26 protein-coding genes are annotated in these 25,522 nt (G+C 64.3%); 2 read left to right on the top strand and 24 right to left on the bottom strand.

Features of this window, described 5'->3' with window-relative positions; translation table 11 throughout:
• Positions 1–92: 92 nt before the first annotated feature.
• The 5 genes from AZG88_RS01140 to AZG88_RS01120 all read right to left on the bottom strand — a co-directional run bounded on the left by AZG88_RS01140 (position 93) and on the right by AZG88_RS01120 (position 3,940).
• The gene (locus tag AZG88_RS01140) at positions 93–761 is read right to left on the bottom strand and encodes a PaaI family thioesterase (protein WP_231913752.1); all 669 of its coding nucleotides are present in this window, start codon (positions 759–761) and stop codon (positions 93–95) included.
• Positions 762–940: 179 nt separating this feature from the next.
• Positions 941–1,156: a hypothetical protein gene (locus AZG88_RS01135; protein WP_061045539.1), complete on the bottom strand. Its 216-nt coding sequence runs from the start codon at positions 1,154–1,156 to the stop codon at positions 941–943.
• Between the two features lie 3 nt (positions 1,157–1,159).
• Positions 1,160–1,603, bottom strand: coding sequence for a Zn-ribbon domain-containing OB-fold protein (locus tag AZG88_RS01130; protein ID WP_061045540.1), 444 nt, complete (start codon positions 1,601–1,603; stop codon positions 1,160–1,162).
• Positions 1,600–2,811: a thiolase C-terminal domain-containing protein gene (locus AZG88_RS01125; protein ID WP_061045541.1), complete on the bottom strand. Its 1,212-nt coding sequence runs from the start codon at positions 2,809–2,811 to the stop codon at positions 1,600–1,602. The genes AZG88_RS01130 and AZG88_RS01125 overlap by 4 nt, the downstream gene beginning before the upstream one ends.
• Positions 2,812–2,815: 4 nt before the next feature.
• A complete protein-coding gene (locus AZG88_RS01120) occupies positions 2,816–3,940 on the bottom strand; it encodes an amidohydrolase family protein (protein ID WP_061045542.1) in 1,125 nt (374 codons plus the stop codon).
• Between the two features lie 241 nt (positions 3,941–4,181).
• On the opposite strand from AZG88_RS01120, the gene AZG88_RS01115 reads away from it, so the two are divergent.
• The gene (locus AZG88_RS01115) at positions 4,182–4,826 is read left to right on the top strand and encodes a TetR/AcrR family transcriptional regulator (RefSeq protein WP_231913751.1); all 645 of its coding nucleotides are present in this window, start codon (positions 4,182–4,184) and stop codon (positions 4,824–4,826) included.
• On the opposite strand, the gene AZG88_RS01110 is transcribed toward AZG88_RS01115, so the two are convergent.
• The 6 genes from AZG88_RS01110 to AZG88_RS01085 form a co-directional block, all read right to left on the bottom strand.
• Positions 4,812–7,274, bottom strand: coding sequence for a CaiB/BaiF CoA transferase family protein (locus AZG88_RS01110; protein WP_061045544.1), 2,463 nt, complete (start codon positions 7,272–7,274; stop codon positions 4,812–4,814). The genes AZG88_RS01115 and AZG88_RS01110 overlap by 15 nt on opposite strands.
• Before the next feature lie 56 nt (positions 7,275–7,330).
• Positions 7,331–8,167 (bottom strand): SDR family oxidoreductase, encoded by an 837-nt coding sequence (locus AZG88_RS01105; RefSeq protein ID WP_061045545.1) that lies wholly within the window; start codon positions 8,165–8,167, stop codon positions 7,331–7,333.
• A gap of 59 nt (positions 8,168–8,226) precedes the next feature.
• Positions 8,227–8,628, bottom strand: a complete 402-nt coding sequence (locus AZG88_RS01100) for a MaoC/PaaZ C-terminal domain-containing protein (protein WP_061045546.1) — start codon at positions 8,626–8,628, stop codon at positions 8,227–8,229.
• On the bottom strand, positions 8,625–9,062 hold the full coding sequence (locus AZG88_RS01095; protein WP_061045547.1) for an FAS1-like dehydratase domain-containing protein: 438 nt from the start codon (positions 9,060–9,062) through the stop codon (positions 8,625–8,627). The genes AZG88_RS01100 and AZG88_RS01095 overlap by 4 nt, the downstream gene beginning before the upstream one ends.
• 234 nt (positions 9,063–9,296) lie before the next feature.
• Positions 9,297–10,790, bottom strand: a complete 1,494-nt coding sequence (locus tag AZG88_RS01090; RefSeq protein WP_061045548.1) for an aldehyde dehydrogenase family protein — start codon at positions 10,788–10,790, stop codon at positions 9,297–9,299.
• A gap of 67 nt (positions 10,791–10,857) precedes the next feature.
• On the bottom strand, positions 10,858–11,280 hold the full coding sequence (locus tag AZG88_RS01085) for a carboxymuconolactone decarboxylase family protein (protein ID WP_061045549.1): 423 nt from the start codon (positions 11,278–11,280) through the stop codon (positions 10,858–10,860).
• A 146-nt stretch (positions 11,281–11,426) separates the two neighbouring features.
• On the opposite strand from AZG88_RS01085, the gene AZG88_RS01080 reads away from it, so the two are divergent.
• On the top strand, positions 11,427–11,888 hold the full coding sequence (locus AZG88_RS01080) for a cupin domain-containing protein (protein ID WP_061045550.1): 462 nt from the start codon (positions 11,427–11,429) through the stop codon (positions 11,886–11,888).
• Positions 11,889–11,974: 86 nt separating this feature from the next.
• Here AZG88_RS01080 and AZG88_RS01075 read toward each other — a convergent pair whose 3' ends face one another.
• The 13 genes from AZG88_RS01075 to AZG88_RS01015 form a co-directional block, all read right to left on the bottom strand.
• The gene (locus AZG88_RS01075) at positions 11,975–13,360 is read right to left on the bottom strand and encodes an ABC transporter substrate-binding protein (protein WP_061045551.1); all 1,386 of its coding nucleotides are present in this window, start codon (positions 13,358–13,360) and stop codon (positions 11,975–11,977) included.
• Between the two features lie 213 nt (positions 13,361–13,573).
• Positions 13,574–14,458 (bottom strand): ATP-binding cassette domain-containing protein, encoded by an 885-nt coding sequence (locus tag AZG88_RS01070; protein WP_061045552.1) that lies wholly within the window; start codon positions 14,456–14,458, stop codon positions 13,574–13,576.
• On the bottom strand, positions 14,451–15,473 hold the full coding sequence (locus AZG88_RS01065) for an ABC transporter ATP-binding protein (protein ID WP_231913750.1): 1,023 nt from the start codon (positions 15,471–15,473) through the stop codon (positions 14,451–14,453). Before AZG88_RS01065 ends, AZG88_RS01070 begins: the two co-directional genes overlap by 8 nt.
• Positions 15,470–16,357, bottom strand: a complete 888-nt coding sequence (locus tag AZG88_RS01060) for an ABC transporter permease (RefSeq protein WP_061696796.1) — start codon at positions 16,355–16,357, stop codon at positions 15,470–15,472. The genes AZG88_RS01065 and AZG88_RS01060 overlap by 4 nt, the downstream gene beginning before the upstream one ends.
• On the bottom strand, positions 16,354–17,289 hold the full coding sequence (locus tag AZG88_RS01055) for an ABC transporter permease (RefSeq protein ID WP_197436370.1): 936 nt from the start codon (positions 17,287–17,289) through the stop codon (positions 16,354–16,356). Before AZG88_RS01055 ends, AZG88_RS01060 begins: the two co-directional genes overlap by 4 nt.
• A 156-nt stretch (positions 17,290–17,445) precedes the next feature.
• On the bottom strand, positions 17,446–18,426 hold the full coding sequence (locus AZG88_RS01050) for an NADPH:quinone oxidoreductase family protein (RefSeq protein WP_061045555.1): 981 nt from the start codon (positions 18,424–18,426) through the stop codon (positions 17,446–17,448).
• 85 nt (positions 18,427–18,511) lie between these two features.
• Positions 18,512–19,255 (bottom strand): SDR family NAD(P)-dependent oxidoreductase, encoded by a 744-nt coding sequence (locus AZG88_RS01045; RefSeq protein WP_061045556.1) that lies wholly within the window; start codon positions 19,253–19,255, stop codon positions 18,512–18,514.
• Positions 19,252–20,556: an acyl-CoA dehydrogenase family protein gene (locus AZG88_RS01040; RefSeq protein ID WP_061045557.1), complete on the bottom strand. Its 1,305-nt coding sequence runs from the start codon at positions 20,554–20,556 to the stop codon at positions 19,252–19,254. The genes AZG88_RS01045 and AZG88_RS01040 overlap by 4 nt, the downstream gene beginning before the upstream one ends.
• A 56-nt stretch (positions 20,557–20,612) precedes the next feature.
• Entirely contained in the window at positions 20,613–21,269 is a 657-nt protein-coding gene (locus AZG88_RS01035) for a TetR/AcrR family transcriptional regulator (RefSeq protein WP_061045558.1), read from the bottom strand.
• A 41-nt stretch (positions 21,270–21,310) separates the two neighbouring features.
• On the bottom strand, positions 21,311–22,333 hold the full coding sequence (locus AZG88_RS01030) for a phosphotransferase family protein (RefSeq protein WP_061045559.1): 1,023 nt from the start codon (positions 22,331–22,333) through the stop codon (positions 21,311–21,313).
• 148 nt (positions 22,334–22,481) lie between these two features.
• Complete coding sequence (locus AZG88_RS01025) at positions 22,482–24,101, bottom strand: AMP-binding protein (RefSeq protein WP_231913749.1); 1,620 nt, start codon at positions 24,099–24,101, stop codon at positions 22,482–22,484.
• Positions 24,098–24,877 (bottom strand): tyrosine-protein phosphatase, encoded by a 780-nt coding sequence (locus AZG88_RS01020; RefSeq protein WP_061045561.1) that lies wholly within the window; start codon positions 24,875–24,877, stop codon positions 24,098–24,100. Before AZG88_RS01020 ends, AZG88_RS01025 begins: the two co-directional genes overlap by 4 nt.
• Positions 24,874–25,395 carry a DoxX family protein gene (locus AZG88_RS01015; RefSeq protein WP_061045612.1) on the bottom strand — a complete coding sequence of 174 codons (522 nt, stop codon included), beginning with the start codon at positions 25,393–25,395 and terminating at the stop codon, positions 24,874–24,876. The genes AZG88_RS01020 and AZG88_RS01015 overlap by 4 nt, the downstream gene beginning before the upstream one ends.
• Positions 25,396–25,522: the final 127 nt, after the last annotated feature.

Raw genomic sequence — 25,522 nt, 5'->3', positions numbered from 1 at the left:
TTACAAACAATTAAAGCCGAGGCAGCGAAGGCTGTTACAACACCCACGCTCGCTACGAATCCGCGGGCACTGGCCGACGAGCGTTGAACGTCCTACGGCTGGCCGGGATTGAGTCTGACGAACAGCCCTTCCGCCTCTGCGCACACCACGTCTCCGTGGCGCAGTTGGGCACGCAGAACTCGCTTGCGCCCTTCCTCACTGACGAACCATCCGTGCACGGTGAGTTCGGTACCGACCGGGGTAACCGACCGGTAGTCGGTGTGCAGATATGCGGTCCGGGAGTGTCGTCGGCCCGCCGAGTTTGCCAAACGACCCAGGACCTCATCGAAGAACAGCGGGATCGCACCGCCGTGTACCGCCCCGTTGCCGCCGAGAAAATAGCGGCCGAATCGGACCGTGCCCCGAACATTGTCGCGGTCGGCCTCCCTGACGACAAAGGTCGGCGACATCGTCTGGCCCCGCCCCTGCAGATCCCGGAGGTGACCGAACACCTGATCCCGCTCCCGAACGGCCATCGGCGCGAGCCGCTGGCCCCACCGCTCCAGATCGTCGCGCAGTGCGGCCACGGTGTCGGCGTCCGGCCGAGCGGCAGTGACGTAGTCCAAGAAGTCGCGCAATCGCCCGACCATTTCGCCGTACGCGGTGTTGTTCACATCGCCGGGCGCCACCAGCGCTGCCCACGAGTCGGGCACCGGCACACTTTCCGGCTCGGGCATGTCGATTCCGAGCCCCGCGCTGTCATCACGAATCGCTGTGCTCATCTCAGCGACATCTCGCGTGTAATCCTGAAGTGCCACCACGTACTCCCTTTCCCAACCCAGGCCGCTCGCCCGTGTGCGGGGAACAGCGTCCCAGCACACGGGCGAGCGGCATTGTGACGACGTTGCCCTCCGGTCGAATCGAGTTCAGGACGAAGACGAACAGACCACGCCGGTCGCCGTCACTCCGCAATGCTGCCCGTGTGAAGCCGCGCGAGACGCAGACCTTCATGCTGGTCAGGCGCCTCGACGTTCCACTCACCGCACGAGCACCAGCACGTGTAGTGATCCCCGTCGGGAATGATTCCCTGACCATCGCAGGATCCACCAGTGTTCGCGATGCTCGCCATGAACTCGAGTGGCTTTTCCTCGAGTGCGCTGTCGTAGTCGGCGTCCATATGTCAGACCTCGCTTTCGGAATCAACCCGGAACACGGGCAACTGCCAACCATCTGAAATGGGATGGAAGTCGACCGTCAGACTCATGCCGATCTGCACCTTCTCGGGTGCGATGTCGACGATGTTCGTGACAAGCCGCGTTCCCGGGGCATCGGGCAGCTCGACGACAGCCGGCACCAGGGTCAGGTTCGGTTGGCCGGGAAACTTGTGCACGACTGCGAAACTGTAGACAGTCGCTCGGCCGCACAGATCCACCCAGTCCATCGACGTCGACTGGCACTCCGGGCAAAACGGCGTCGGAGGCAGTCGAAAGGTCCCGCAGTCACTGCACTTGGGCGCCACCAACCGACGCTGCTTCGCAGCCTGCCAGAACGGCTCGGTCGAGGCATCGGTGGCGATTCTGACCCTTTCGGTCGGAAGCACCGAGGCGAGGCGTGATTCGGTCATCGGTCACGCCCCAGGATGAGGCCGCTGATCGGAAGAGCCGCGGGCCCCCCGGTGACCAGCGCGTACTCGGCATCGTCAACCTGATTGATCGCAGTCCCGCGCATTTGCTCGACTCCCTCCAGAATATGGGTCATTCCGATGATGTACGCCTCGGACAGTTGTCCACCATGGGGATTGACGGCCACCGCCCCCTTCTTCTTCTCACGGGAGTAGCGGATTGCACCACTCTCCACGAAGGGGCCACCCTCGCCCTTCTCACAGAAGCCGTAATCCTCGAGCTGCATCACGACCATCGGAGTGAAATGGTCGTAGATCAGAGCAACGTCGATGTCCTGCGCGGTGAGCCCGGCCTGCTTGTACAGACGGTCTGCCACTGACCTGTGGCCGGAGGAAGTGAAGGTGTCCGCAGGCATGCCGTACCACGTGAATCCGCGACCCCAGTCCCGTGATCCGCCGTGAGCGGCCGACACGATCGGGACCGGCTTCTGCTTCATGTCACGCGCGCGTTCTGCCGACGTCGTGACGATCGCGATTGCACCCTCGGTCTCCAGACAGAAGTCGTACACGCAGAGCGGTTCCGCGATCATTCGCCCGTTGAAATACTCCTCGCGGGTGAGCGGCGTCTTCTGAATGGCCTTCGGCCTGTTCAGTGCGTTGTTGCGCGTCGAGATCGCAACCTCGGCGAACGCTTCACGGGTAGTACCGAACTCGTACATGTGACGGCGTGCGAGCACCGACATCAGGTGTCCGGGTCCCGCCAGTCCGGAGGGCTGTACAAAAGAACCAAGCGGGGTGGGCGGTTTGGCCGAGATCACGGTTCCGAGCCGTTGCTGCTGCTGTTGCAGCGCCATGACCGTCACCACGACCGACGCGTCGCCGGCCACGATCGCAGCACGGGCGAGGCCGATAGCTCCGGCCGAGCCGCCGCCGCCACCCGTCAGTGTTGCGGTGAATCGGACCTCGGGGATTCCCAAGGTCTCCATGAAGTCGACCGTCTCCATCTTGTCGCCGTATCCGGCGCCGGCTCCCGAGTAGTACGCGAAGCCGTCGATCTCCTTGACCGAGATTCCGGCATCGTCACAGGCTGCCAGGATGGCTTCGCCGGCAAGCTGAGTGATGCTCTTGCCTGCCGATTCACCCCTGCGGTAGTAGGGCGTCGCTCCGACACCGACGATCGCGACGTCACGGCTTCCCGAATCCTTCAGCATCGACTCACACCCCGCTGGCTGGAGCAGCCGGAACGTGCGGGAACAGCTCGAAGAACGCACCCTGGGTAATCCTCAGGCGAGTCTCGTCGGAGACGCCGTCGAACAACTGCTTGAGGGTGTCCTGGGTATGCCCGAACGTGCCCTCCATGTGGGGGTAGTCGGAGCCGAACATCACATTCTTGTAGCCCATGGCATCGTGAGCCGCGACCGCTGTCTCGTCATGCTGGAACGATGCGTAGACCTGCGCCATCAAGGTTTCCTTCGGATCGCGCTTCAGCTTCGGACGCACCACCATGCTGTGCTGGCGGTACCCCTCGAGCATGCGATCGCCCAGGAACGGAATCCAGGTCGCACCGCCCTCGGAGATCAGCACTCGCAGGTCGGGATGCCGATCCAGGGCACCGGATGCGACCAGTTTCATCGCGGCCCGCTGGCCGGAGAAGGTCGTCTCGGCGTAGTTCATCACGGCACCGCCTGGTCCGCGGTACACCACACCGGCACCGCCGGACGTGACGTCCACCGGATCCGTGCCGATGTGGAAAGCGAGAACCATTCGAGCGCGTTCCGCAGCGTCCCAGAACGGTTCCCATTCAGAACGGTGCCAATCCGGTGCACTCGGGTGCGGCGTGGTTGGCAGGAAGACCGCATGGAAGCCGTTCTCGGCCGCCCATTCGAGTTCGGAAACCGCGTCTTCGACGATCAGTGTCGAAACCTGTGCAGTCACCACGTAGCGATCTGAGACGGACACAAGATCTTCCAACGCCCACTCATTGCTTGCCCGCATGCACGCCTTGAGCAGCTCGGGCGTCCGGAACGTCGAGGACCACATCCCGAGCGACGGGAAGATGACCTCGGCCCACACGCCTTCGTGATCCAGGTCGGTGAGGCGAGCCTTCGCATCCCGGATTCCGACCGCCTTCCGGCTCTCGGCCAGGAAGTCGACGGCCGCCGAAGTCGGCAGCTTCCGACGGAACGTCTGACCGTCCACATGAACAGTCTCGTACTCACCGTCCGGATCCTTCTCGGAAATCGGCGTCAAGTCCGCGAGCGCCTTCGGCAACCGGGCCGTCCACAGATCAGCCGGTTCGAGAAAGTGCGAATCGCCGGAGTTGGTCCAGATCTTCTGCATTGCGCAATCCTCCGAACTTCAGGCCGCTTGCACGCGGCGTTGGGGTCAACCAAGTATCTCACTAAGTTAGCGAAGTGTCCATACTTTCTAAGACTTGTCTATTATCTTTGCAGCGAGGGAGAATCACGTCGACGAACCCTGCACAACCGACCAGCGGAGAGGCCAGTCCATGCCACCCGAGAACGTTTCCACCAGCACCAGGCGCAGGCACACGACAGGTGAAGCAACTCGAGAACTGCTGATGACATCGGCCGAGCGGTTGTTCGCGTCGCACGGCGTGGAGGGAGTTACTTTGCGGGAGATCCAGATTCAAGCTGGTCAGTCGAACTCTTCGGTCATCGCCTACCACTTCGGATCGAAAGCCGGGCTCGTTCGAGCACTGATCGCCTTTCGGTACAAGACCATCGACGCGCGGCGAACCGAATTGCTGGAGGAGGCTCGTGCCGCGAACAACATCAGTGACCCCCGGACCGCGGTGTGGCTCATAGTCCGCCCACTGGTAGAAAGCATCGAGTCCGGCGAGATGTTTGTGCCCTTCCTCGCCAAACTGAACGAGAACCCTCGCTCGCATGGTGAGTACTGGCCCAGGCAGCTCGAGGATACAACTGTCGACGTCCTCAATCAGATACCGCTCGAAGTGGTTGCCGACATGCCTGATCGAGTTCGACGCGGCCGCGAAGTCCAGCTCTACAACAGCGTGCTGCACATGCTCGGCGATCACGCACGTCGACAACATCACATCAGCGAGGCGCGGCTGAGCAACTACGTGGACGGGTGGGTGGGGATGCTGACCGCCCCGGTCTCAGCGACAACTTCCAGTCTCCTGGAGACCGACGCGACCGTCCCACGCACCCACCACCGTTCGATGGAATCACACCGCGACTGACTTGTCCCTGAGCGCCGCGATCTGCGCGGCGCCATAGCCGATCTCGTTCAGCAGGGCATCGGTGTGCTCGCCGAGAGTGCACCCCGCGTCGGCCTTGACGTCGGACCGAGAGAAGCTGTTGAGCGGTGCGAGCCGCCGATGCTCGTCGAACACAGGGCTGACAGCGGTGGCCGTGTATCCGGCATTGTGGAAGTCGTCCGTCTGCATGCACCACTCCGCCGTTTCCTGCGCGACTGCCACACAGCCCACATCCTGCGCCGTCAGAAGTGACTCCCACTGGTCCTTCTTCCGCGTGCCGAAAATACTGCTCAGGGCGGCTACCAACGCTGCGCCGTTCACCCTCCGGGACTCGGGATCTGCGAACCGCTCGTCTTTGATCCCGTCGTACTCGGCGAGTGCGCGGACGAGCGGGGCCCACTCGTCGGGTTCAGGTGCTGCCAGGAAGACCCAGCCGTCAGCGGCCCGGTACATGCGGTAGAGCGGGCCGAGACCACGGAACTCGTCGTCCACACGCGTTACCGCCTGGCGGCCCGCATAGCTGGTGTTCCGCGAGATCAGGATCTGCGTGCAACTCGCCAACATCGTCGTGACGAGGTCGGCCAGCACGATCCCGCGCCGCTTCGCGTAGATGCCCAGCAGCAAGGCGGATCCCGTGCCCAGAGCGGCGACACCATCGGCTTGCACCGCCGGAACCGTTCCCCCGGCGTAGAGACTGCGTGCACCGGTCAGGAGCTCCTCACGATCCTCCGGACCCTGCCTGACCAACGGCGAATCGGTGACCGACACACCTGACGCCGCACCCATCGATGGCGCGTAAGCCGGCCGGGAAGCGTAGGGCCCGTCGACGCCGTAGCCGACCGCGTTGAGGTACACCAGATCTGGATTGATCTTCCGCAAGGACGCCTCGTCGAAGCCGATCCTCCTGGACGCGCCGGCGCGGAAGCACTGGAGTACCGCATCGCACTGTTTCACAAGGCGATGCAGCACATCTCGGCCCTCTTCGGTACCGAGATCAATGGCGATACTCTCTTTGCCTTGCAGCACCTTCGCGCCGCCGGCCTCGGGAAAGGCCATGATTCCTCGGATCAGATCTCCGCCGAGGGGTTCGATCTTGATCACTCGTGCACCGAGGTCCGTGAGCAAGGTTGCACCGTAGGGACCGGCATACATCGCTCCGAGCTCGAGCACCGTCACCCCCTCGAGCGGGTACTTCTTGACACCGTCCGCGTTCCCATCGACCGGAGTCGTCTCGGGACGGGCAGAGCTCGCGAACGCTCGCAACTCATCGGAATGCTCACCGATCCCGGGAGCGGGCCGCACGTCGGTCAGCGGGTTTCCGCCCGCATGCACAAGAGTTGAGGGCTGACGCACAGGCCCCAGGTTGGGATCGTCGACGGTGACAACTCGTCTCTCGTGCACAAGCTGTGGATGATCGAGCGCCTCGTCGGGGCTCCGGAACTGTTCGGCTGCCACATTGGGGTTACGCTCGAACGTACTCTCCCACTCGGCCAGAGTCCGTTCCCCGACCTTCGAAATCATCTTGTTCCACCACTCGAAGCGCAGATCCGCATCGGGAAGCACCGGGAAACCCGCCCATTTGGGATCGGTCAGCTCCTCCGCCATACCCAGCTCTTCCACCCACGCTTGCAGCAGCCGCGGTGCGCTCTGTGAGAACTGCAACCACGTCCCGTCCTTCGTCGTGGCCACGAGTAGTGCAAACATCAAACGGGATTGGGGGCGACCCTGATCGTCGAATGCCGCAACCTGGGATTCGAAAGCGTCCGGGTAGCGGTGAAGAATCATCTCGTAAAACCAGTTGTACGGATCGTAGGCACCGACACCCGTCACCAAATTGGATTCGACCACCTGACCCAGGCCGCTCTGTTCACGCTCGATCAGGGCCGCCAGGATTCCCTGCACGGCGGAATGCGCTGCACCGAACGACGCGTACGGCACCGAAACGTATGTGGGATCGGGCCCCGGCGCGAGTTGCCGCTTGGAGTGGAAGATTCCGCACTTGGCCATGACCAGTGCTTCATAGCTCTTGTAGTTGGACCAGGGTCCCTGGGTTCCCCACCCCGTGATCGTCGCCGCGACCAAGCGCGGGTACCGCGCGGCCAACGCCTCCGCGGTGAATCCGCGGCGCTCCAACTCCGCGGGCCGCATCGTGGTGACGAGGACGTCGGCCCGGCTCAACAGACCGTCCAGCACATCGAGATCCGCGCCGGCGTCCAGGTCGAGACTGATGCTGCGCCGAGACCGGAGCAGGCCCGGCCAACCGGGCTCCTGCCGCATCGGGCTTCCCTCGGGCGCCTCCACCAGAATGACGTCTGCACCGGAGTCCGCCAGAAACTGGGTGGCCTGGGCTCCGGCCAACGTCGTGGAGAGATCGACCACGACCAGGCCGGCAAGGGGTGCAGGTCTGGTGCTGTCAGTTGAGTCGGTCATGATTCACCTTTGTGCTGTTTCGTGATTGGACAGAAGCGACGGCCACCGAGGCTCGTTCAGCCGGCCCGGACCGCCGACAGGGTTCCGCCGTCCACCAGCAGATCCGTGCCGGTGATGAAGGATGCGCGGTCGGACGCGAGGAACTCGATCGCGTCGGCGGTTTCGACCATCGTGCCCTCACGCTCGAGTGGCGTGTTCCGGAGCAGATCGAGCTTGAGTTTGCCACTTTGGCCGGAGAATTCCCTGGCGCCCATGGGAGTGGCGATCAGACCCGGTGACATCGACACGATGCGTGCACGCTTGGCGCCCCATGCGGTCGCGCGGCGCCTGCACATGCGGTTGATCGCGAACTTCGACAGCCGGTACGCCTGAACGGGCTGCTTCTCCGGTACCAGGGCTTCCAGTCGGTCGAAGAAGTCCGGAGCCAGCGGATCGTCCAGGACCGAGATGATCTCGTCGGTCGGCGGATCGGATCGATGAGCGGCAAGTGAGGACACGAAGATCGCAGCGGTGCTCTGCGTCGCCAGCTCCAGACACATGCGTTCGATGTGCGTTGCGCCGATGAGGTTCACCGTCAGCAGCGTGTGCCAATCCCCGACGGACGGCGACAGTGCCGCCACGTGTGCGAGGGTACGCAGTCGTCCCTGCTGCGCTACGAATTTTCCGAGTTCTGAGACAGATTCGGGATCGGTGATGTCACACTGCGTCGCCGTCACGTCGATGCCGTCCTCGCGAAGCACCGCCTCCCGAATCGGATTCTTGTCCGCCGACAGGCTCGCCAGGACGATTCGGTGCGACTGGCCCAGGCGACGCGCAGTCGACATACCCATTCCGCCGCCGCCGATCACCAACGCGATGGGCAGATCGGGACGCTCGCTGACTCCAGTCCCCATGGTTCCTCCATTCACCTTCACTGAACTCGATCAGCGTTCTACCGACCGAGTTTCGAGCTTCACACGACGAACTCGGCCGCCCCTTCGACGACCACCGAACCGTCGCTCTTCCGCAATGCGATCGCCAACTCGACGAGTTCCTCGCCGTCGCGTTCGAAGAGTCGCGCCACGGCGGCGGAGGCGACCAACTCGTCACCGCGGTACACGACGCTGGTGAAACGCGTCCGGAATCGCCGGACCGTGTCCTCCCCGAAGTGCTCCGTGCAATAGCCCGCCAGCCAGCCCGCACCCAACATCCCCACACTGAACGCGGCCGGAAACCCCGCCGATCGGGCAAGATCGTCGTCGTGGTGCATCGGGTTCATGTCACCGCTGGCACCTTGATAGCGCACGATGTCGGTCATCGTGACCGGACCGAACACTCGATCCGGAAGCTGCTGTCCCAGAGTCAACTCCGTCATGACTTCCCCTTCTGCACGTACGCTGACGTGTACCAGCACTCAGCTCGAACCTTGTCGTCGTCGCCGCAGAACGAAACGACGAAGCGAACGATCACCATGGGTCCGTTACGGCCGTGCTTGATCCGAACGTCGTGTAGCCGCTCGGACGTCAACAGGGTGTCCCCCGCCCTCGGAGGCGGCCCGTGGAAGACATACTCCTGCTCCAGCGACAACAGGCTTGTTATGTCGAACGGGACACCCGCCGTCGCACACGCTTCCGCGACCTCTGCGGAGCGCACGGTATTGCCGATCGCTTTCCAGTACACAACGGTTGCCAGAAAGGTCGGCGGTATCACACTCGCCGGGTTGTCCAGGTAGGCCGGCCTACCCGCACCGGTCGCGGTGGCGTACTCCCTGACCTTGCCCCACTCGATGGGAAACTTCACCATGTGCATCTCTCACTCCGCGATTAGTTCTGCAGTGCGCCGGCGGCCTGCCTGCGCGGCGTCACCAGGTGGACGCGCTGCACGCCGGCCCTCGCCAATCTCTGCAATTCCGCCCTGACGGCCTCGTTCGACCTCGACAGATCCTGGATTCTGAATTCTCCAGTGCTGCAGTGCTACGCATCTCGCACTATGACATATCCCAACACTTAGTGCAATTAGTTATCTATGTCGTCTACTGATACGTCAGTCGAGGTTGACCCACACCGTCTTCGTCGCAAGGTACTCGTCCATGTGCTCGGTGCCACCCTCTCTGCCGTATCCACTCATCTTGGAGCCACCGAAAGGAACGGCCGGGTCGAGGAGGTGGTAGGTGTTGACCCACACCGAACCCGCTCGAACCCGAGCAGCAAGTCGGTGCGCAGTGCCGACATTCTGGGTGAAGACGCCGCCGGCCAGCCCGTACGGCGTCGCGTTCGCACGTTCGACAGCCTCGTCGAGGGTGTCGAACGGCAGCGCGGAGATGACAGGACCGAAGATCTCCTCCTGCACGATCGACATGGAGTCGTCGGCGTCACCGAAAACAGTGGGAGCGACGAAGTTTCCGGCGGCGAGCGCTCCGGACTCGAGTCGGCTTCCGCCGGCTCGGACGGTGGCGCCCTGCTGCACCCCCGCGTCGAGGAAGCCGACGACCTTGTCGAGCTGGCGCTTGCTCACCAGCGGCCCGATCTCGGTCTCGAGGTCGATGCCCGGTCCGACCCGCAGCTCACTCGCGAAGACCGAGAGGCGCTCGACCAACTCGTCGTGAATGGAACGATCGACAAGCAGTCGTGAGCCGGCGATGCAGATCTGACCAGAGTTGGCGAATGCTGCCATGGCCACGGTTGGCACGGTGATGTCGAGGTCCGCGTCCGCGCATACGATCAGTGGTGACTTGCCTCCGAGCTCGAGCGACACCCGCTTGATGTTGTTCGCGGACGCCCGCACGATACTCTGACCGGTTTGCGTCGATCCGGTGAACGCGATCTTGTCGACCCCGGGGTGCTCGGCGAGGGCGGCACCGGCTTCGACTCCGTTGCCCGTGACGACGTTGACGACGCCCTCGGGAACCCCAGCGCGGTCCATCAGCTCGGCAATCAGCAGCGGGCTCAACGGCGCTTCTTCCGAAGGCTTGAGCACGATGGTGCACCCGGTGGCCAACGCGGGTCCGATCTTCCAGATCGACGCAGCGACCGGTGCGTTCCACGGGATGATGGCGCCGACGACACCGACGGGTTCCTTGCTGGTGTAGCTCAGCAGATCACCCGTTTGCGAGTTCTTGATCGTGCGGCCATCCAAATTCATTGCCATACCGGCGTAGTACCGCAGCATGCCGGTGACGCGAGCCTTCTCGGCACGAGTCCGGATCAGCGGCTTGCCCATGTCGAGGGTGTCGGTCAAGCTGAGTTCGTCCCAGTGTCTGTCGAACAGATCGGCCAGGTCCAGCAACAGACGTTGACGCTGAACAGGTTTGAACCGACTCCAGGGACCGTCGAACGCACGGCGTGCGGCAGCTACGGCGCGGTCCACGTCCTCCGCTCGGCCTCGAGGCACCGATGCGAGAACTTCACCTGTTGCCGGATTGACGGAATCAATTGTTTCCCCGGACATCGCCTCGACCCAGGTGCCGCCGATGTACATCTTGCGGACGTGGCTCTCGGACGGAGTGAGTACGTCTTCGATCTCTGTTGTGGTCGTCATACCAGCGACTCCTTCGCTTCCTTTCGGCGCCGTGCTTTCATGCCCTCTGGACGGGGATTCGGGGAATTCACGACGAGGATGGCGCGTGCTGACGGATCGCCTGATCCAGCAGGGAGGCCGCAGGCCACCCGACATATGCTGCGCACTGCAACGCAGCTTCCTCCAGCTCCTCGCGCGTGAGATCACCGCTTTCCAGAGCCGCGGCAACATGCGCCGCCATCGGTTTCGCAGCCCCCACCGCCGCAATGCACGAGAGCGTGATCAGACGACGTTCGCGGATCGACAATCCGGGGCGCGTCCACACCTGATCGAAGAGGAAATCCTCACCCGCTTCCATGAGCACGGAGGGCGACACACCGCTCTTGGTGGTAACCATGATCTTCTCGTATGTCGTGCGTCGGTCGCCGGCCTCGCCGAGGTTCCTTACCGGATCGTCCACTGTTCTTCCGTCCGTCGATGCCTGCGCGACCCGGTCGACACCGAGCGTCACACCGAAACAGTAGGCGCAGAGCGCAATCCCACCGTCGTCGATATTCCACTAAATGGAACGGCGTCACCCACTCCTCGAGTTGCCGTTCATTCCATCCAACGGAACCCACGGATGACACGTCCAACTGCGTTCGACACACTTCGGACATGGCAATTGAGCACTTCGGTCTGCTGTCCGACGAAGGTTGGGTCGACGGTTCGGTCGATCAGATCTCCCCCAGGAACTTCTGGAACGACGGCGGTCTCCTCGCCGATGCCCCTGTCGACGCGGGGAAGACCTTCAAGGGCAACATGTGGATCTCGACCAAGGTGGACACGTCCTTCCACTTGAACGGGCTTCGATGCGAGGGCAACTTCTCGACGCCTCGTCGTCACAGCAACCTCGACGGGCTGATCATCGTGTTCGGCGGCCAGTTCACCATCACGTGGGACGAGGCCGGCGACGCAGCCAGTCGAACCGTCGGTCCGGGCGAGTTCTGGACCATCACGGCAGGTACTCCTCATGTCATGACCGCAGGCCCCGAGGGCGTGACCTACCTCGAGTCGTGGTCCGAACCGCTCGACAAGCTCGAAACGTACTGGCACGACGAAGGCTGGGCCGATCGCTGACTCGTAGCCCGTTCGCTGCGAACCGCCACTGAGCTGCCAGTGAAAGGACCCCCGGCCGTGAATCCACGACCGGGGGTCCGACTGTGTTACCCGGAGACCGTCAGGTACCGCGGGTCGTACGGCCCGATTGTCCTGGCGTAATCCATCTCGGCACTGAAGTTGCCAACCTTGTCGCTCATCACCCAGGGAGCGGTCGACCACGTCAGCGGTGCGCCCCATGCTTCCTCGACGAGGTACCTGTTGAGCTCCACCGAGGAGGCCTCGCGTTCTTGCCCACTACGACGCGGATCGGTGGCATCGGTGAGCATCTTCTCGTACTCGGGAGTCACACCCGCCGGGTTGGTGCGTGGCCCCCAACGGTAGTTGGAACCAGCGGTGAAGCCGGTCCCCATCGTAGAGACCTGCACCATGGCCGATTCCTCACCGCGACTGAAGGACTGCGGGCCCTCGAGTCCGTCTTTCACGATCGGCGTCATCTTGATGCCTGCCTGCGCGAACTGCTCCTGCAGAACGTCGGCCACACCCGGAGTGATCGTGTTGACGATGATGACCCGGCCCAGGTCGATCCCGTCGGGGTGACCGGCCTCGGCGAGCAGTTTCTTTGCCCGCTCGGGGTCGTAACTGTAGATGCCTTCGAGCGACGCGTCGTAGCCCGGCAGGCCGGCGCGCGAGTACTGATAGCGGGCGTCGGACCCGGGGAAGAGCGCCGCGACGATTTCCTCACGGTTGTATGCGTAGTTGATCGCCTTCCGCACCCTCACGTCATCGAGTGGCGCCGTGTTCCGGTTCAGGAAGAGTTCCACACCGGTGCCGCTCGGGATGTTCACGGTGACCAACCCTTTGCGGCCTTCGAGAGCTGCCACGGTACCGGGCACGAACAGGCCCAGATCGATCTGGCCGCCGGCCATGGCATTGGTGAACGCCTGGGTGTCGGGAATGGCCTCGTACTCGATGCGCGCGATCTTCGCAGCGCCTCTGTCCCAGTAGTCCGTGCGATCGCGAACGATGACGAGCTTCTCCCCGGGAGCAAAGCTTTCAACCGAGTATGCGCCCGAGCCGTTGGTCTCGACGGCCGGGTTGCCGTGGGCGATCAGATCGGGATGCATGATGAAGCCGGCCATCTCGGCCAGAATGTACGGCACGACATCGGTAGGGTTCGCCAGGGTGAGCGTGACCTGATAAGGGCCGGTAACTGCGACGTCGACAACCGGTTTCATCCGCGACTTCACCGAGGGACTGTCGAGCGTGCGCGCCCGGTCCAGGTTGACCTTCACGACGTCCCCGTCAACGGACGAGCCGTCGCGGAAGGTCGCATCCTCCCTCAGGTCGAGAACGAGCGCCAAGCCGTCCTCGGAGTACGAGTAGTTCTCGACCAGCATGCCTTCAGCTGTGCCGTCCGCCTTCACGGTGAACAGCCTGTCGTAGATCATGTTGAGGCCGAATCTGAAAGTTGCGATCTCACTGATCGCCATGTGTGGATCGAGGGTTTGAGTCCCGGTGGTCCATCCGGTCCTCAGAGTTGCCTCCGTGTCCGGGCTACCCGAACCACCGGAAGCGGAGTCGGTGGAACCGCAGGACGCGAGCAACCCCACTGCGAGGAGTGCGGCAGCCACACGGATCGTGCGACGTAGAAACATAGTCAGCCTTTCTTCCGGGAACACTTGGGGTCGCAGCGCCATACGACCTCACGACGGAGCAGGGCGAAATGTCCGCCTGCTCGGGTGCGACGCCGGAATCGCCGACAGCAGCGTGCGGGTGTACTCCTGTGTGGGGTTCGCAAACAGTGCAGCAGCATCCTCGCACTCGACGAGTTCACCGCGCTTCATCACTGCGATGCGATCGGCGATGACGCGCACGAGCGACATGTCGTGAGAGATGAACAGGTATGCGAGATTTCGCTCCCGTTGCAGTTCGCGCAGCAGGTTGACGACATGCGATCGGATCGACATATCCAACGCGGCGACGGGTTCGTCGCACACCACGATCTCGGGATCGGTCACGAGAGCGCGGGCAATGGCAACGCGTTGCAGTTGGCCGCCGGACATCTCGTAGGGATAGCGGTCGAGGTGGTGCGAGGTCAGACCAACCCGGTCCAGCAGGGACGCGACACGCTTGGCACGATCGGCTGCACTGTAGCCACCCTGGGCGAGCATGGGTTCGGCAATCGAATACCGGATCTGAGCACGGGGATTGAGCGACTTGAACGGATCCTGGAAGATCATCGTCGCCCGGGCTCTGATCTTGCGGAGTTCGGACGCACCCATCGCAGTGATGTCGTCACCGAGCACCTCGATCGACCCCGACGTGGGATCGATCAGTCGCAGCGCCAAACGACCGACGGTCGACTTGCCTGCACCGGACTCGCCGACGAGTGCGAGCGTCTCACCGCGTCGCACTTCGAAACTCACTCCCCGCACCGCGTCGACGGATTCGGCAATCCTTCCGAGCAGATTGCGTTTCGCCGGGTACGACTTCGTCAGTCCCTCGACGGCCAGTGCTGTGTCGTGTGCTGTGTTGTGGGTGCCGGATCGGACACCGTTGCGCGCACCGGCCATGGTGGTGTCAGTCATAGAATGCGTCCTCCAGCGAGATCTCGCCGGTGCGGACGCAACGCGCGAGATGATCGGGTCCCGTAGCCGAGAGCGGGATGTGTCCATCGGTGCACGCGTCCTTCACAAATGGGCAGCGAGGAGCGAACCGGCAGGAATCCACGAACTCGTGCGGGGGTGGAACTCGTCCGGGTATGACGCCCATCTTCTCGGCATGCCGTACCGGGTCGGGCATGGCGTGCAGGAGCCCGGCGGTGTACGGGTGCCGTGGATTGTCGAACAGTTCGAGGATGGGCGCATCCTCGACGATTCGACCCGCGTACATCACTGCCGCCCGGTCGCACACTTCCGCGACAACACTGAGGTCATGGGTGATGAGCAGGACACCGAGACCGAGTTCCCGTTGAAGTTCGTGAATCAGGCCGAGCACCTGCCGCTGCACGGTGACGTCCAGCGCGGTGGTCGGCTCATCGGCAATCAGTACGTCCGGGTCGCACGACAGTGCCATCGCCAGCATGACACGCTGGCACATGCCTCCGCTGAACTCGTGCGGGTAGGCGTGAACTCGCTTCGCCGGTTCAGGGATCCCGACGCGGTCGAACAGTTCGACGGCACGCGCCCATGCGTCCTTTCTCGAGCACTTGCGGTGCCGCCGCACCGCTTCGGCGACCTGGTCACCGACCCGGAACACAGGGTTGAGACTGCGGCGGGGCTCCTGGAAGATCATCGCGACCTCGGCGCCGCGAACCTCGTCGATCTGTTCTCCCGACAGTGTGTTCAGGTCGCGGTCGTTGACAACGGTGGAGCCGGATGTGCGTGCGTTGCGGGCCAGCAGGCGCATGATCGCAAGCGACGTGACGGTCTTGCCAGATCCTGATTCTCCGACCAGTCCCACAGTTTCGCCTCTGCGCACACTGAAGGTGACGTCGTCGACGATCCGCGTCCAGCCGTGATCGGGCGTCTCGAAGTCGACGCACAACCCGTCGACCCGGAGGACCGTATCCTGCATCACCGCGTCGTCCGTAGTGACCGTCATGCCTTGCTCCCGCCCTGGCTGCCAACCGCGTCGCGCAAGCTGTCACCGAACAGCGACAGCAGCAGGATCGAGACGACGATCATCACGCTGGACGGAACGATGGTCCAACTGTTGATCGCGAGGTTGTCGAATCCCTCCTTGACCATCGAGCCCCAACTCGCGGTCGGCGGTTGAACACCGAGACCGAGGAAGCTGAGACCGGATTCCGCGACGATCGCAACGGAAACTCCGAAAGAGATCTGAACAAGCATGGGCGAGAATATGTTCGGTGCCACGTGGCGCGTCATGATGCGGGCAGGACCGGCACCACCGGAGCGAGCGGCTTCCACGAAGTCCTCACTGATGACTTCCCTCGTACTGACCCGCACCAGCCGGTAGAACCGGGGTGCGAGCAGCACACCGACCGCGATCATCGCGTTGGTCAGGCTCGGTCCGAGTGCACCGACGATGGCCACCGCAAACAGCAACGGCGGCAGCGACATCAGCACGTCGAAGACGCGACTGGTCACGGAGTCGAGGGCGCCACCCAGGTAGCCGGCGAGCAGCCCGAAGCCGGCACCGACGACGAGACCGATACTGACCGCCAGAGTGGCGGCGGCCAGGTCGACTCCGGTGGCAACCATGAGCCGGCTGAGAATGTCGCGGCCGACCGCGTCGGTGCCGAGCCAGTACTCGCCGCTCGGACTCTCGAGCCTGCGCAGCAGGTCCTGCGCCGTCGGATCCTTCGGCGTCCAGAACTGGGCAAGAATGCCGATGAACACCAGGAACATCAGGCCGACGAGGCAGGTCATCCCGACTCGATCCTGCAGGAGACGCCTGAACGTCCGGCCGGGCGTGTACCCGAATATCTTCTTGGTGCGCTTCGCCTTCGTCACTTTGATCATCTGCTTCGAATCCTCGGGTTCAGGTAGCCGTACGAGATGTCGACCAGCAAGGTCACGAGCAGAACGATCACACCGCTCACCAGGACGACACCCTGCATCGTGGGGATGTCACGGTTGATGACGGCGGTGACACCGAGCTGACCGAAACCCTGGATATTGAAGATCGCCTCGACGATCACGGCAGCACCGACGACGCGTCCGACGTTCAGGCCGAGCACGGTGATGTAGGGAACCGCGGCGTTCTTCGCGGCGTGCTTGCCCACGAGCATCATCTTGCTCAGGCCCTTCGCACGGGCGGTCCGAATGTAGTCCTGCTCGAGCGCGTCGATCATTGCGCCGCGGGCCTGTCGGACGAGTTCGGCGAGGCTGATGCTCGCAATGGCGACGGCAGGGAGCGTTGCATACATCAGCCACTCGCTCAGACCGTCACTCAGCGGCGCATATCCGGTGGGAGGGAATAGCTGCAGACCGTCCAGAGCAAACCACTTCACCAGGATCGCAGCAAGGACGAAGGGAGGAACGGCGAGAATGAACACCGACGTGCCGGTGAGGATCCGGTCGAACGCGCTGTCGCGTTTGACGGCGGCGAGGATTCCGAGCGGGATGCTCAGGATCACCACCATGAGCATCGCGAACAGGCCGATGGAGAGTGTCCTCGGAAGCCGGCGGGCGATGATGTCCGTGACGGGCTCGTTGGTGGAGAACGACACTCCGAGGTCGCCGTGCAGCGCGTTCCACACGTACGTCAGATACTGCTGCCACACCGGTTGGTCGAGCCCGAGACGTACCCGGACTGCCTCGACGGCCTCCGGTGAGGCCTCCGCACCGGCGATGATCGCGGCCGGGTCTCCCGGTGCGATTTCGACGAGCAAAAATACGATGATCGTCAGGATCAGAAGCATCGGAAGGACCGTCAGTAGTCGTGATGCCATGAACCTCAACATGAAAGACCCTTCGTCCGGCCATGCGTGAAGTGTGGATACAACACACGAATTCGAATGCACATGGGGAACGCCAACCGAGGCCGATCCCCGCAGTCCACCCAATAGTGAGGTACATCACTTAGATTGTCAATCTAACTTGGTTATCTAGGTGGTCGCGCTCATGTCGATGACAATCTTTCCGGTGGTTCGTCGCTCGGCCACACGGGTCAGTGCGAGCGGTGCCTCGTCGAGTGAGTAGACCTCGGAGACGAACGGCGTCATTCCCTGCGCGACCAGTCGCTCAATCTCCCTGCGCCCCTTGTCCACCGCGTCCGGAAGGTGAGATGCCAGAGTCCGGATCTCGAAGCCACGCACGATCGCGCCCTTGAGAAGCACCAGGTTCAACGGAATCCGCGGAATGTCGCCCTGCGCGAACCCGACGCAGACGAACCGTCCTCCCCACGCGATCGCCCGGAGCGCCTGCTCCGAGTAGGAACCGCCCACCGGGTCGATCACCACGTCGGCACCGGTTCCGGTGATCTCCTTGATGCGCTGTTTCAGGTCCTCCCCGTCGTAGGCGATCGTTTCCACCGCCCCCAACGAACGACACGCCTCGGCGCGCTCCGGAGTCGACACCGCGGCAATCACTTTGCCGCCCAGACGAGTCGCGATGTCGATGGCCGCGCTCCCGACACCGCCTGCCGCACCGAGGATCACCACCCAAGCTCCGGGCTCGAGCCCGCCGAAGGTCGTCACCGCGTGGTAGGCGGTTCGGTAGGTGACGTTGAACGCCGCCGCATGGACCATGTCCAGGCCCGCAGGGACCGGGGACAGCGCGGTCCGCGCGACCGTGATCCGCTCCGCGAAGGCACCTGCGAATGCGGTGCCCATCACCGCGGCTCCGGGCGCCAGGTCGTCGACCTCCGGGCCCACCGACAGCACCCGCCCGGCGAATTCACTACCGGCGGTGAACGGTGTCGGCACCGTCACCTGATAGCGATCGGCCGCAATGAGGACATCCGGGTAGTTCACCGAAGCCGCCTCGACGCCCACTACCACCTCACCGGGGCCCGCGACCGGGTCGGGCACCTCACGGATCACGATCGTGTCCGGCTTTCCGTGTACTTCACACCGCGCTGCACGCATGTTGGAACCTTCCTGCTGGTGAATGGGGCATGCCGTGAGGAGAAGTCGGGAGTCAGCTCGTCCCACCGCGTACCGGTGCCTGTGGTCAGTACAGACCACCGTCGACGCGGATCAGCGACGCCGTCGTGTAGCTCGAAGCCGGGCTCGCCAGGTACAGCGCGGTCGTGACGATCTCGTCGGGCCGTCCCGGCCGACCGATCGCGCTCTGCGTGCTCTCGCGCTTCTCCGGCGCCCACGCCTTGGAGATGTCGGTCAGGAACGGACCCGCGGAGATGGTGTTGACGCGAACCCTGGGCCCGAACTCGCGAGCGAACGCCCCCGTCACCGCGTTGAGTGCGGCCTTCGCCCCCGAGTAGGGGCCGAAGCGTGGCTGGGGGAATATCGCACCCGAGGACGAGATGTTGATGATCGAGCCGCCGTCACCGGCGGCCATACGCTCGCCGACCAGCGACGTCAGGCGGAACGGACCCTTGAAGTTGACGCCGATCACCTTGTCGAACAGTTCTTCACTCGTCTCGGCCGACGACGGAGCGACCGGTGACATGCCCGCGTTGTTGACCAGGACGTCGACCCGGCCGAACACCTCGTACGCCCGTTCCACCAACGCGTCGATCTCGTCCCACCTGCCGACGTGGCAGCCGACCGGAAGGGCCTTGCGGCCGAGCGCCTCGACCTGGCGAGCGACCTCCGCGCAGGCTTCCGCCTTCCGGCTGGTGACGACGACGTCGGCACCAGCCTCGGCGAATGCCAGCACCATTTCGCGGCCCAGCCCCCGACTGCCACCGGTGACGAGAGCCACCTTGCCGGCAAGTGAGAAGTGATCGGTCACGCGATTCCGTGCTCCTCGAGGACTGCAGCGTGCTTGACCTTCGCCGCGGCCAGTCGCGTCGGGATGTGCTCGGTCGGGAACAGGTTCTCGGTGGGCTCGTAGTTCGCGAGCACACCGCGGGCGACGGCGACCTTGTGCACCTCGGTCGGGCCGTCCGCGAGGCCCATCGAGATGACGCCGGTCCACCAGATGTGCAGCGGCGTCTCGATGGTGCTGCCGAGCGAGCCGTGCAGCTGGATCGCGCGGTGAATGATGTCGTGGTACACCTTCGCCATCGCGACCTTGCACATGGCGATGTAGGTGCGCGCTGCCCCGTGCGGCTGGGTGTCGATGATCCACGCGGTTTTGAGGACCAGCAGGCGGTACTGTTCGAGCTCGATTGCCGAGTCGGCGATGAACTGCTGCACCAGCTGCTTCTTGGCGAGGACCTCACCCTGTGTGCGGCGGGAGAGGGCACGCTCGCCCATCATGTCCAGCGCGCGCTGGCATTTGCCGACGGTCCGCATCGCGTGATGGACCCGGCCACCGCCGAGCCTGGCCTGCGCCACCTCGAAGCCCTGCCCGGGACCACCGAGGATCGCATCCGCCGGGACACGGACGTCGTTGTACCGGATGTACGCGTGGGTACCCTCGTCGAGCTCCTCGCGATCGCCCATCACGGAGACGTTGCGAACGATCTCGATGCCCGGTGTCTCGGCAGGCACAACGAACATCGACATGCGGCGATACGGGGATGCCTCGAGGTCCGTCACCGCCATCACGATGAGGAAGGAGGCGTACCGCGCGTTCGACGAGAACCACTTCTCGCCGCTGATGACCCACTCGTCGCCGTCCTTGCGTGCCGCGCAGACGAATTCCTTCGGGTCCGAACCCGCCTGGGGCTCTGTCATCGAGAAGGACGACACGATGTCACCGTCGAGGAGCGGCTGCAGGTACTTCGCCTTCTGCTCCGCGGTGCCGAACATGGCGAGGATCTCGGCATTGCCCGTGTCCGGTGCGGCTGTGCCGAAGACCGTGGGCGCCCACATGGATCGGCCCAGTACCTCGTTCAGCAGGGCGAGCTTGATCTGCCCGTATCCCTGCCCGCCGAGCTCCGGACCCAGGTGGCAGGCCCACAGGCCCTGCTCCTTCACCCGCTCGCGGAGCGGCGCGAGAATCGCTCGAGCAGCCTTGTTCTCGGTGTTGTAAGGCTGGCCGAGATGAGGGAACAAGAGGTCGAGGGGTTCACACTCTTCTCGAACGAACTTGTCCGCCCAGTCGAGCTTCTCCTGAAACTCGGCGTCAGTCTGGAATTCCCACATCGTATGTTTCCTTTACGGTTTCGCGCATCGCGATGCGACGCGGTGTCCTACGAAGCTCAGTGTGCGGTGATCGCACCGAAGCAGAAGCGCAGCAGGTGCGCCCGGACCTCCTCGGTCGGCTGCTCCCCCGATTCGAGATAGGTTGTCGTCAGCCCCATCACCAGCGTGTGGACGAACATGGCCGTGCGCTCGGCGTCGGCGACCCCGCTCTCGTCGAGAACCCGGCCGAGCAGTTCCCGGATCCGGGTGTGGCCGACCGGTTCGATCTCACTCTTCGTTCTCGCGATCTGCCCCATGTTCCAGATGATCACCCGGCTGAGCTCGGACAGCTGGAGATCCTCGATCTGCGCGAGGACCCCGTCGATCCACGCGGCCAGCCGCGCCTCGAGCCCGGACTGCTTGAGCACCCGATACTCGAGGTAGGCGTGGATCTTCAGCAACCCCTGCTCGTAGGTCGCGACGATGACGTCGTCGCGACCGCGGAAGTGCCGGTAGAACGCCTGGTTGGACATTCCTGCTGCACCGACGATCTCCGCGATCTTGGGTTGTTCGGTACACCCGTTTCGCAGCATCACCGACTGTGCCGCTCGGATCAGAACTTTGACCTCGTCGTCGTACGAGGCCTGCCTGCGTGGCGTCGGCACGCGGCGCAGCTGACGACCGCCCGGGATCACCGGTGGAGCATCGTTCTGTCCGGGCAGGGCCTCGGTCATCGGATCAACTCGTTCCAGCAGTCAGGGCAGCAGCGACCGGGTCAGTATCCGATGAACTCGAGCGCTTCGGTCAGCAAGCCGGGCAGCGCCGGTTCCATCCGCTGGAATGCGGGGCTCAAGGTTCCCCGCCTGCGCGCACGCTTGATCAGCAGTGCGGTGGCAGCCGCTTCCTTGTACCGGGTCAGCGCGTGGAACCACTCGATGTCCTCGACGGTGCGACCCAGCGTCTCCTCGTAGGTCGCGGTGACCTCCGCGACCGTGGGTGTGCCACAGGGCTCGTCGAAGGCGGCAGCCGGGTGCCGAACCTCGTCGGTGAAGTAGGTGAGCCACGTCAGGTCGATGCGCGGGTCACCGACGGACCAGATCTCCCAGTCGATGATCGCCGTGACGCGGTTCCCGTCGCACAGGGTGTTGCCCAGGCGGTAGTCGCCATGGTTGACCACCGGAGCCGCCGACGCGGGCATCGTGGCGTGCAGCGCCTTCGCACAGGTGGGGTAGTCCCCCCGGAGATCGTCCGGGATGGTCTCGAAAGCGCGTGTCCACCGGTCGATTTCGTCACCCAGCGAGAGGACGGGCTCGTCCCCGAGTCCGATGTCGGCAGGGCTCACCGAATGGAGGTGCCCCAGCATCCGCGCGGCGTCGAGGTAACGCGCGCGGGTCTGTGCGCGGGTCGCCTCGTCGCGCGGACGGTCCGCGACCAGGAGCGGCTCCACACATTCCCCGGGGACCATCTCCATCGCCACGAACGGGGGGCGGGCGGCATCCTCGAAGTGGACCGCCGGTGCGGCGACACCCGGAATGCTCTGCAGCGCCCTCATGACGCGACCCTGGCGGATCACGTCCCTGTTGCGGACCGGTTCGAGCCCCGGAGGGGCGACCTTGAGGACGACCGACTCCGCGTTGCCGCCATCGGAGACGTCGGCGATGAAGGTCAGGCTCGAGGTCCCGCCGGTGAGGGGGCGCACGTTGTCGACCTGGAGACCCGGCCGCCATTGACGTCCGGCCACGGCAGCTCGAAGGCCGATGTCGGCAATGAGGTCCGAGTGCTCGGTTTCCTTCGTCATGTGGATCCTTCGCTTGAAGACGAGCAAAAGTGAGATTGTGATTCTGGGAACATGATTCTGAGTACCTGTCGCGGCGTCAACACTTCGTTCCACTGAACGGATCGCTCGGAACCTGCCACAGCTCAACGAAACCCGGCGATATCGCGAACTACCCGGCTCGAAAGTGCGCAGCGCGCAGGTCCGCCTTGCGCACCTTCCCGAGGGCGGTACGAGGCAGTTCGTCGACGACGACCAGTCGCTCCGGTGCCTTCTGCCGGGCCAGTCCCGATTTCTCGAAGTGCACTCGAAGCTCGTCGAGGCCGAGCCGGGCACCCGGTTCGACTACGACGACGGCCGCGACCACCTCCCCGTAGCGCGCGTCCGGGGCCGCGACGACAGCCCCTTCGACGACTGCGGGATGGGCGGCAAGTACATCCTCGACCTGGCCGGAGGAGATCGTCTCACCCGCCCTGATCACCACGTCCTTGATCCGGTCGGTGATCGTGAGTCGGCCGGCCGCGTCCAGATGTCCGAGATCGCCGGTGCGCATCCAGCCGTCGTCGGTGAACGTATTCACGTCCAGCGCGGCGTCCCGGTATCCGGCGAACTGATCAGGCCCCTGAACGATTACCTCACCGTCGACCCCGACCGGGACGTCGGCACCGCGGTCGTCGAGAATTCGGACCCGAACACCCGCCATCGGAGCACCGTCGGTCCCCAGCCGCTCGGCCTCCGTTTCCCCCGCCCGACCGGACGTGGCGGTGGGATGTTCGGTCGAGCCGTAGCAGCGGAACGTCGATATTCCCGCCTGCGCCGCGCGCCGGACCAGACCTTCGGGAACCGTCGCCGCCCCGATCAGGAAGTCCGACAGGGTGGCGAGCTTGTCCGCGACGTGGTCCACGTCCATGAGGCCGGTGAGATGGAAAGGCGTGCCCGAGGTTGCGGTGACCCGATACTGCGAGATCAGCTCTGCGGCGAGGGCGGGATCCCAACTCTCCATGTACACGGCACTGCGGCCGTGCACCAGGGGGCGCAACACACTACTGACGCCCGCGATGTGTCCGGGCGGGAACGAGACGAGCTGCACGGAATCAGCGCGTCCGCCGGATGCACCGGGGGCGGACCGCACCTCGGCGAGCAACGAATTGTGGCTGTGCTGGACACCCTTCGGAGCAGCGGTGGTGCCCGAGGTGTAGATGAGCAGAGCAATGTCGTCCGCATGCACAGCCGGCCGGACGTACTCCTCCGACGTCGACAGGCCGTCCCAGGAGAGCGTGCCTGCGGGAGCGCCGTCGCCTACGATCACCACGTGCCGGAGCGACGACAGCTCCACATAGTTGTCGATCCGATCGCGGTAGTCGGTCTTCCGCCAGCGATCCGGCTGGATCAGAACCTTGGCTTCCGACTGCTCGAGGATGAACCGAACCTCGTTCGGCCCGTATATGTGCACGATCGGGACGAGAATCGCGCCTGCCAGCAGCACGGCCGCATAGGCCACCGACGCCTCGACACGATTGGGTAGCTGCACCGCCACGGTGTCCCCGCGGCCCACACCGAGCGCGAGCAGCGCCGCCGCCACCCGTTTCGCGGACTGGCGGATCTCACCGATCGATGTCACCGTTCGGGTCCCGTCCGCCGCCGCGTACACGATCGGCGCGTCAGAGCCGACGGAGTCCTCGAACAGGACATCCACCCAGGTGCGGTGGCTGTAGTAGCCTTCGCGATACCACCGCTCGACGAGTTCGCACGCCACAGCGGACCTGCCCGATCGAGTCGGTGGGCGAGTCACTTCTCCCCGCCTCCTCGCAGCCGCGCACGCCAGTTGTCGAGGTCGGCCGGGTCCGCTCCGTTGTCGAGCATCCATTGGGCCGGCCCGCCGGGAGTTGCACTCAGTTGCTCGATGACCGGCCCGATCGCCTCAGCCGGCGCGTGCATGTACTTCTCCGGAAGTGGGGGCGAATCGCGCTTCCTCACACCGGCATCGATCCACCTCCGATGCAGACTGTCCAATGCGTCCTCGCTACGAACGAAATCCGCGACGACTGCCGTCGGTTCGACCCCCGCGGCGAGCAGCAGAACCGCGACAGCAACACCGGTTCGGTCCTTTCCTGCCGTGCAGTGCACGAGCGTCGCGCCGCGCGAGCGGGAAACGGCCCGAAGTAGGTGACCCGCCCAGATCTCGCCGCAGTTCAGCATGCGTACGAAGACCGCTGCCAGGTCGGTGGGCGCTGCTTCGGGCGCTGCAGCGTCAAGCATCGGCACGTGGTGCACGACGGAATCCGGAGCCCACTGGTAGGCAAAGCGGGCGCGTTCCCGCACACCCCGCAGGTCGACAACGCTCGCAGGCGGCCACGATTCGAGGTCTGGCACCGCGGAGTCACCCGGATACGGGGCGTCTCCTCGATATAGGACACCGGTCGCGGTCGCCCCACCGCCGACGAAGGTCAATCCACCGATGTCGCGCAGATTGACCAGACCCGATGCGGGTGGGACGGCAGCCACCGCTGAACCCGACTGCGACCCCCCACCCTCGGGAGCGCCGATTTCCGCCACATGCGTGCTCACGCAACGTCCGCCGGAACGTTCTCGGGCGCAGGGCGGTACGCAACAGCGAGGAGCGCCCCCGCGGCAGCCAATCCGCCGACGGCCGCGACCAGACCACCCGCCCAGCCGGTGACGAGATCGTGCCCGAACATCAGATGATCGAGACTCGCAGCGCCGGGTCCGGTGATCGCGACGACCACCGCACCCACCGCCAGGACGAGGTTGTACTCCCACCCGTCCGAGACGATGAAGAAGCCCTTCCCTCGATGCACCGTCCACGCGGCAACGAACATCAGCGAAACGAACGCGGCGGCGGCGGCGGGAGTGAACAGGCCCAGAGCGAGCGCGATTCCTGCGGCAACCTCCGTGACTGCGGCGAGCCACGCATTGACCGAGCCGGGACGCATTCCGATGCTCTCGAACCACCCTGCGGTTCCCGGAATTCGCCCTCCGCGAAAGAGTTTCCCGTATCCGTGTGCGACCATCGTCAGCCCGAGACAGACTCGCAGGATCAACAAACCCGAGTCCACTGCATCCATTTCCACTCCGTCCGTCACGCGGGGTGAGTTCCAGCGCCACCCACAGTAGACAAATATAACCTCTATAACTACGTTAGCAAACGGACTCTCTGGGCGCTGGTTCTTTCGACCAGGTCCTCGCTCACAC

This window comes from Rhodococcus sp. LB1 (assembly GCF_001583455.1).
In the GTDB taxonomy this organism is placed as follows: domain Bacteria; phylum Actinomycetota; class Actinomycetes; order Mycobacteriales; family Mycobacteriaceae; genus Rhodococcus_F; species Rhodococcus_F opacus.
The sequence above is the reverse complement of the archived record's forward strand: the minus strand, read 5'-3'. Positions and strand labels throughout refer to the sequence as shown.

Bases quoted from the DNA above. Each gene is read 5' to 3' on its own strand.
- AZG88_RS01115 (WP_231913751.1), top strand. From the start codon at position 4,182: ATGACATCGGCCGAGCGGTTGTTCGCGTCGCACGGCGTGGAGGGAGTT.
- AZG88_RS01135 (WP_061045539.1), bottom strand. From the start codon at position 1,156: ATGGACGCCGACTACGACAGCGCACTCGAGGAAAAGCCACTCGAGTTC.
- AZG88_RS01030 (WP_061045559.1), bottom strand. From the start codon at position 22,333: ATGACGAAGGAAACCGAGCACTCGGACCTCATTGCCGACATCGGCCTT.
- AZG88_RS01035 (WP_061045558.1), bottom strand. From the start codon at position 21,269: ATGACCGAGGCCCTGCCCGGACAGAACGATGCTCCACCGGTGATCCCG.
- AZG88_RS01090 (WP_061045548.1), bottom strand. From the start codon at position 10,790: ATGACGACCACAACAGAGATCGAAGACGTACTCACTCCGTCCGAGAGC.
- AZG88_RS01075 (WP_061045551.1), bottom strand. From the start codon at position 13,360: ATGGCGATCAGTGAGATCGCAACTTTCAGATTCGGCCTCAACATGATC.
- AZG88_RS01060 (WP_061696796.1), bottom strand. From the start codon at position 16,357: ATGATCAAAGTGACGAAGGCGAAGCGCACCAAGAAGATATTCGGGTAC.
- AZG88_RS01040 (WP_061045557.1), bottom strand. From the start codon at position 20,556: ATGTGGGAATTCCAGACTGACGCCGAGTTTCAGGAGAAGCTCGACTGG.
- AZG88_RS01110 (WP_061045544.1), bottom strand. From the start codon at position 7,274: ATGACCGACTCAACTGACAGCACCAGACCTGCACCCCTTGCCGGCCTG.
- AZG88_RS01120 (WP_061045542.1), bottom strand. From the start codon at position 3,940: ATGCAGAAGATCTGGACCAACTCCGGCGATTCGCACTTTCTCGAACCG.
- AZG88_RS01130 (WP_061045540.1), bottom strand. From the start codon at position 1,603: ATGACCGAATCACGCCTCGCCTCGGTGCTTCCGACCGAAAGGGTCAGA.
- AZG88_RS01065 (WP_231913750.1), bottom strand. From the start codon at position 15,473: ATGACGGTCACTACGGACGACGCGGTGATGCAGGATACGGTCCTCCGG.
- AZG88_RS01015 (WP_061045612.1), bottom strand. From the start codon at position 25,395: ATGGATGCAGTGGACTCGGGTTTGTTGATCCTGCGAGTCTGTCTCGGG.
- AZG88_RS01055 (WP_197436370.1), bottom strand. From the start codon at position 17,289: ATGGCATCACGACTACTGACGGTCCTTCCGATGCTTCTGATCCTGACG.
- AZG88_RS01100 (WP_061045546.1), bottom strand. From the start codon at position 8,628: ATGACGGAGTTGACTCTGGGACAGCAGCTTCCGGATCGAGTGTTCGGT.
- AZG88_RS01080 (WP_061045550.1), top strand. From the start codon at position 11,427: ATGGCAATTGAGCACTTCGGTCTGCTGTCCGACGAAGGTTGGGTCGAC.
- AZG88_RS01095 (WP_061045547.1), bottom strand. From the start codon at position 9,062: ATGCACATGGTGAAGTTTCCCATCGAGTGGGGCAAGGTCAGGGAGTAC.
- AZG88_RS01105 (WP_061045545.1), bottom strand. From the start codon at position 8,167: ATGGGGACTGGAGTCAGCGAGCGTCCCGATCTGCCCATCGCGTTGGTG.
- AZG88_RS01125 (WP_061045541.1), bottom strand. From the start codon at position 2,811: ATGCTGAAGGATTCGGGAAGCCGTGACGTCGCGATCGTCGGTGTCGGA.
- AZG88_RS01050 (WP_061045555.1), bottom strand. From the start codon at position 18,426: ATGCGTGCAGCGCGGTGTGAAGTACACGGAAAGCCGGACACGATCGTG.
- AZG88_RS01070 (WP_061045552.1), bottom strand. From the start codon at position 14,458: ATGACTGACACCACCATGGCCGGTGCGCGCAACGGTGTCCGATCCGGC.
- AZG88_RS01140 (WP_231913752.1), bottom strand. From the start codon at position 761: ATGAGCACAGCGATTCGTGATGACAGCGCGGGGCTCGGAATCGACATG.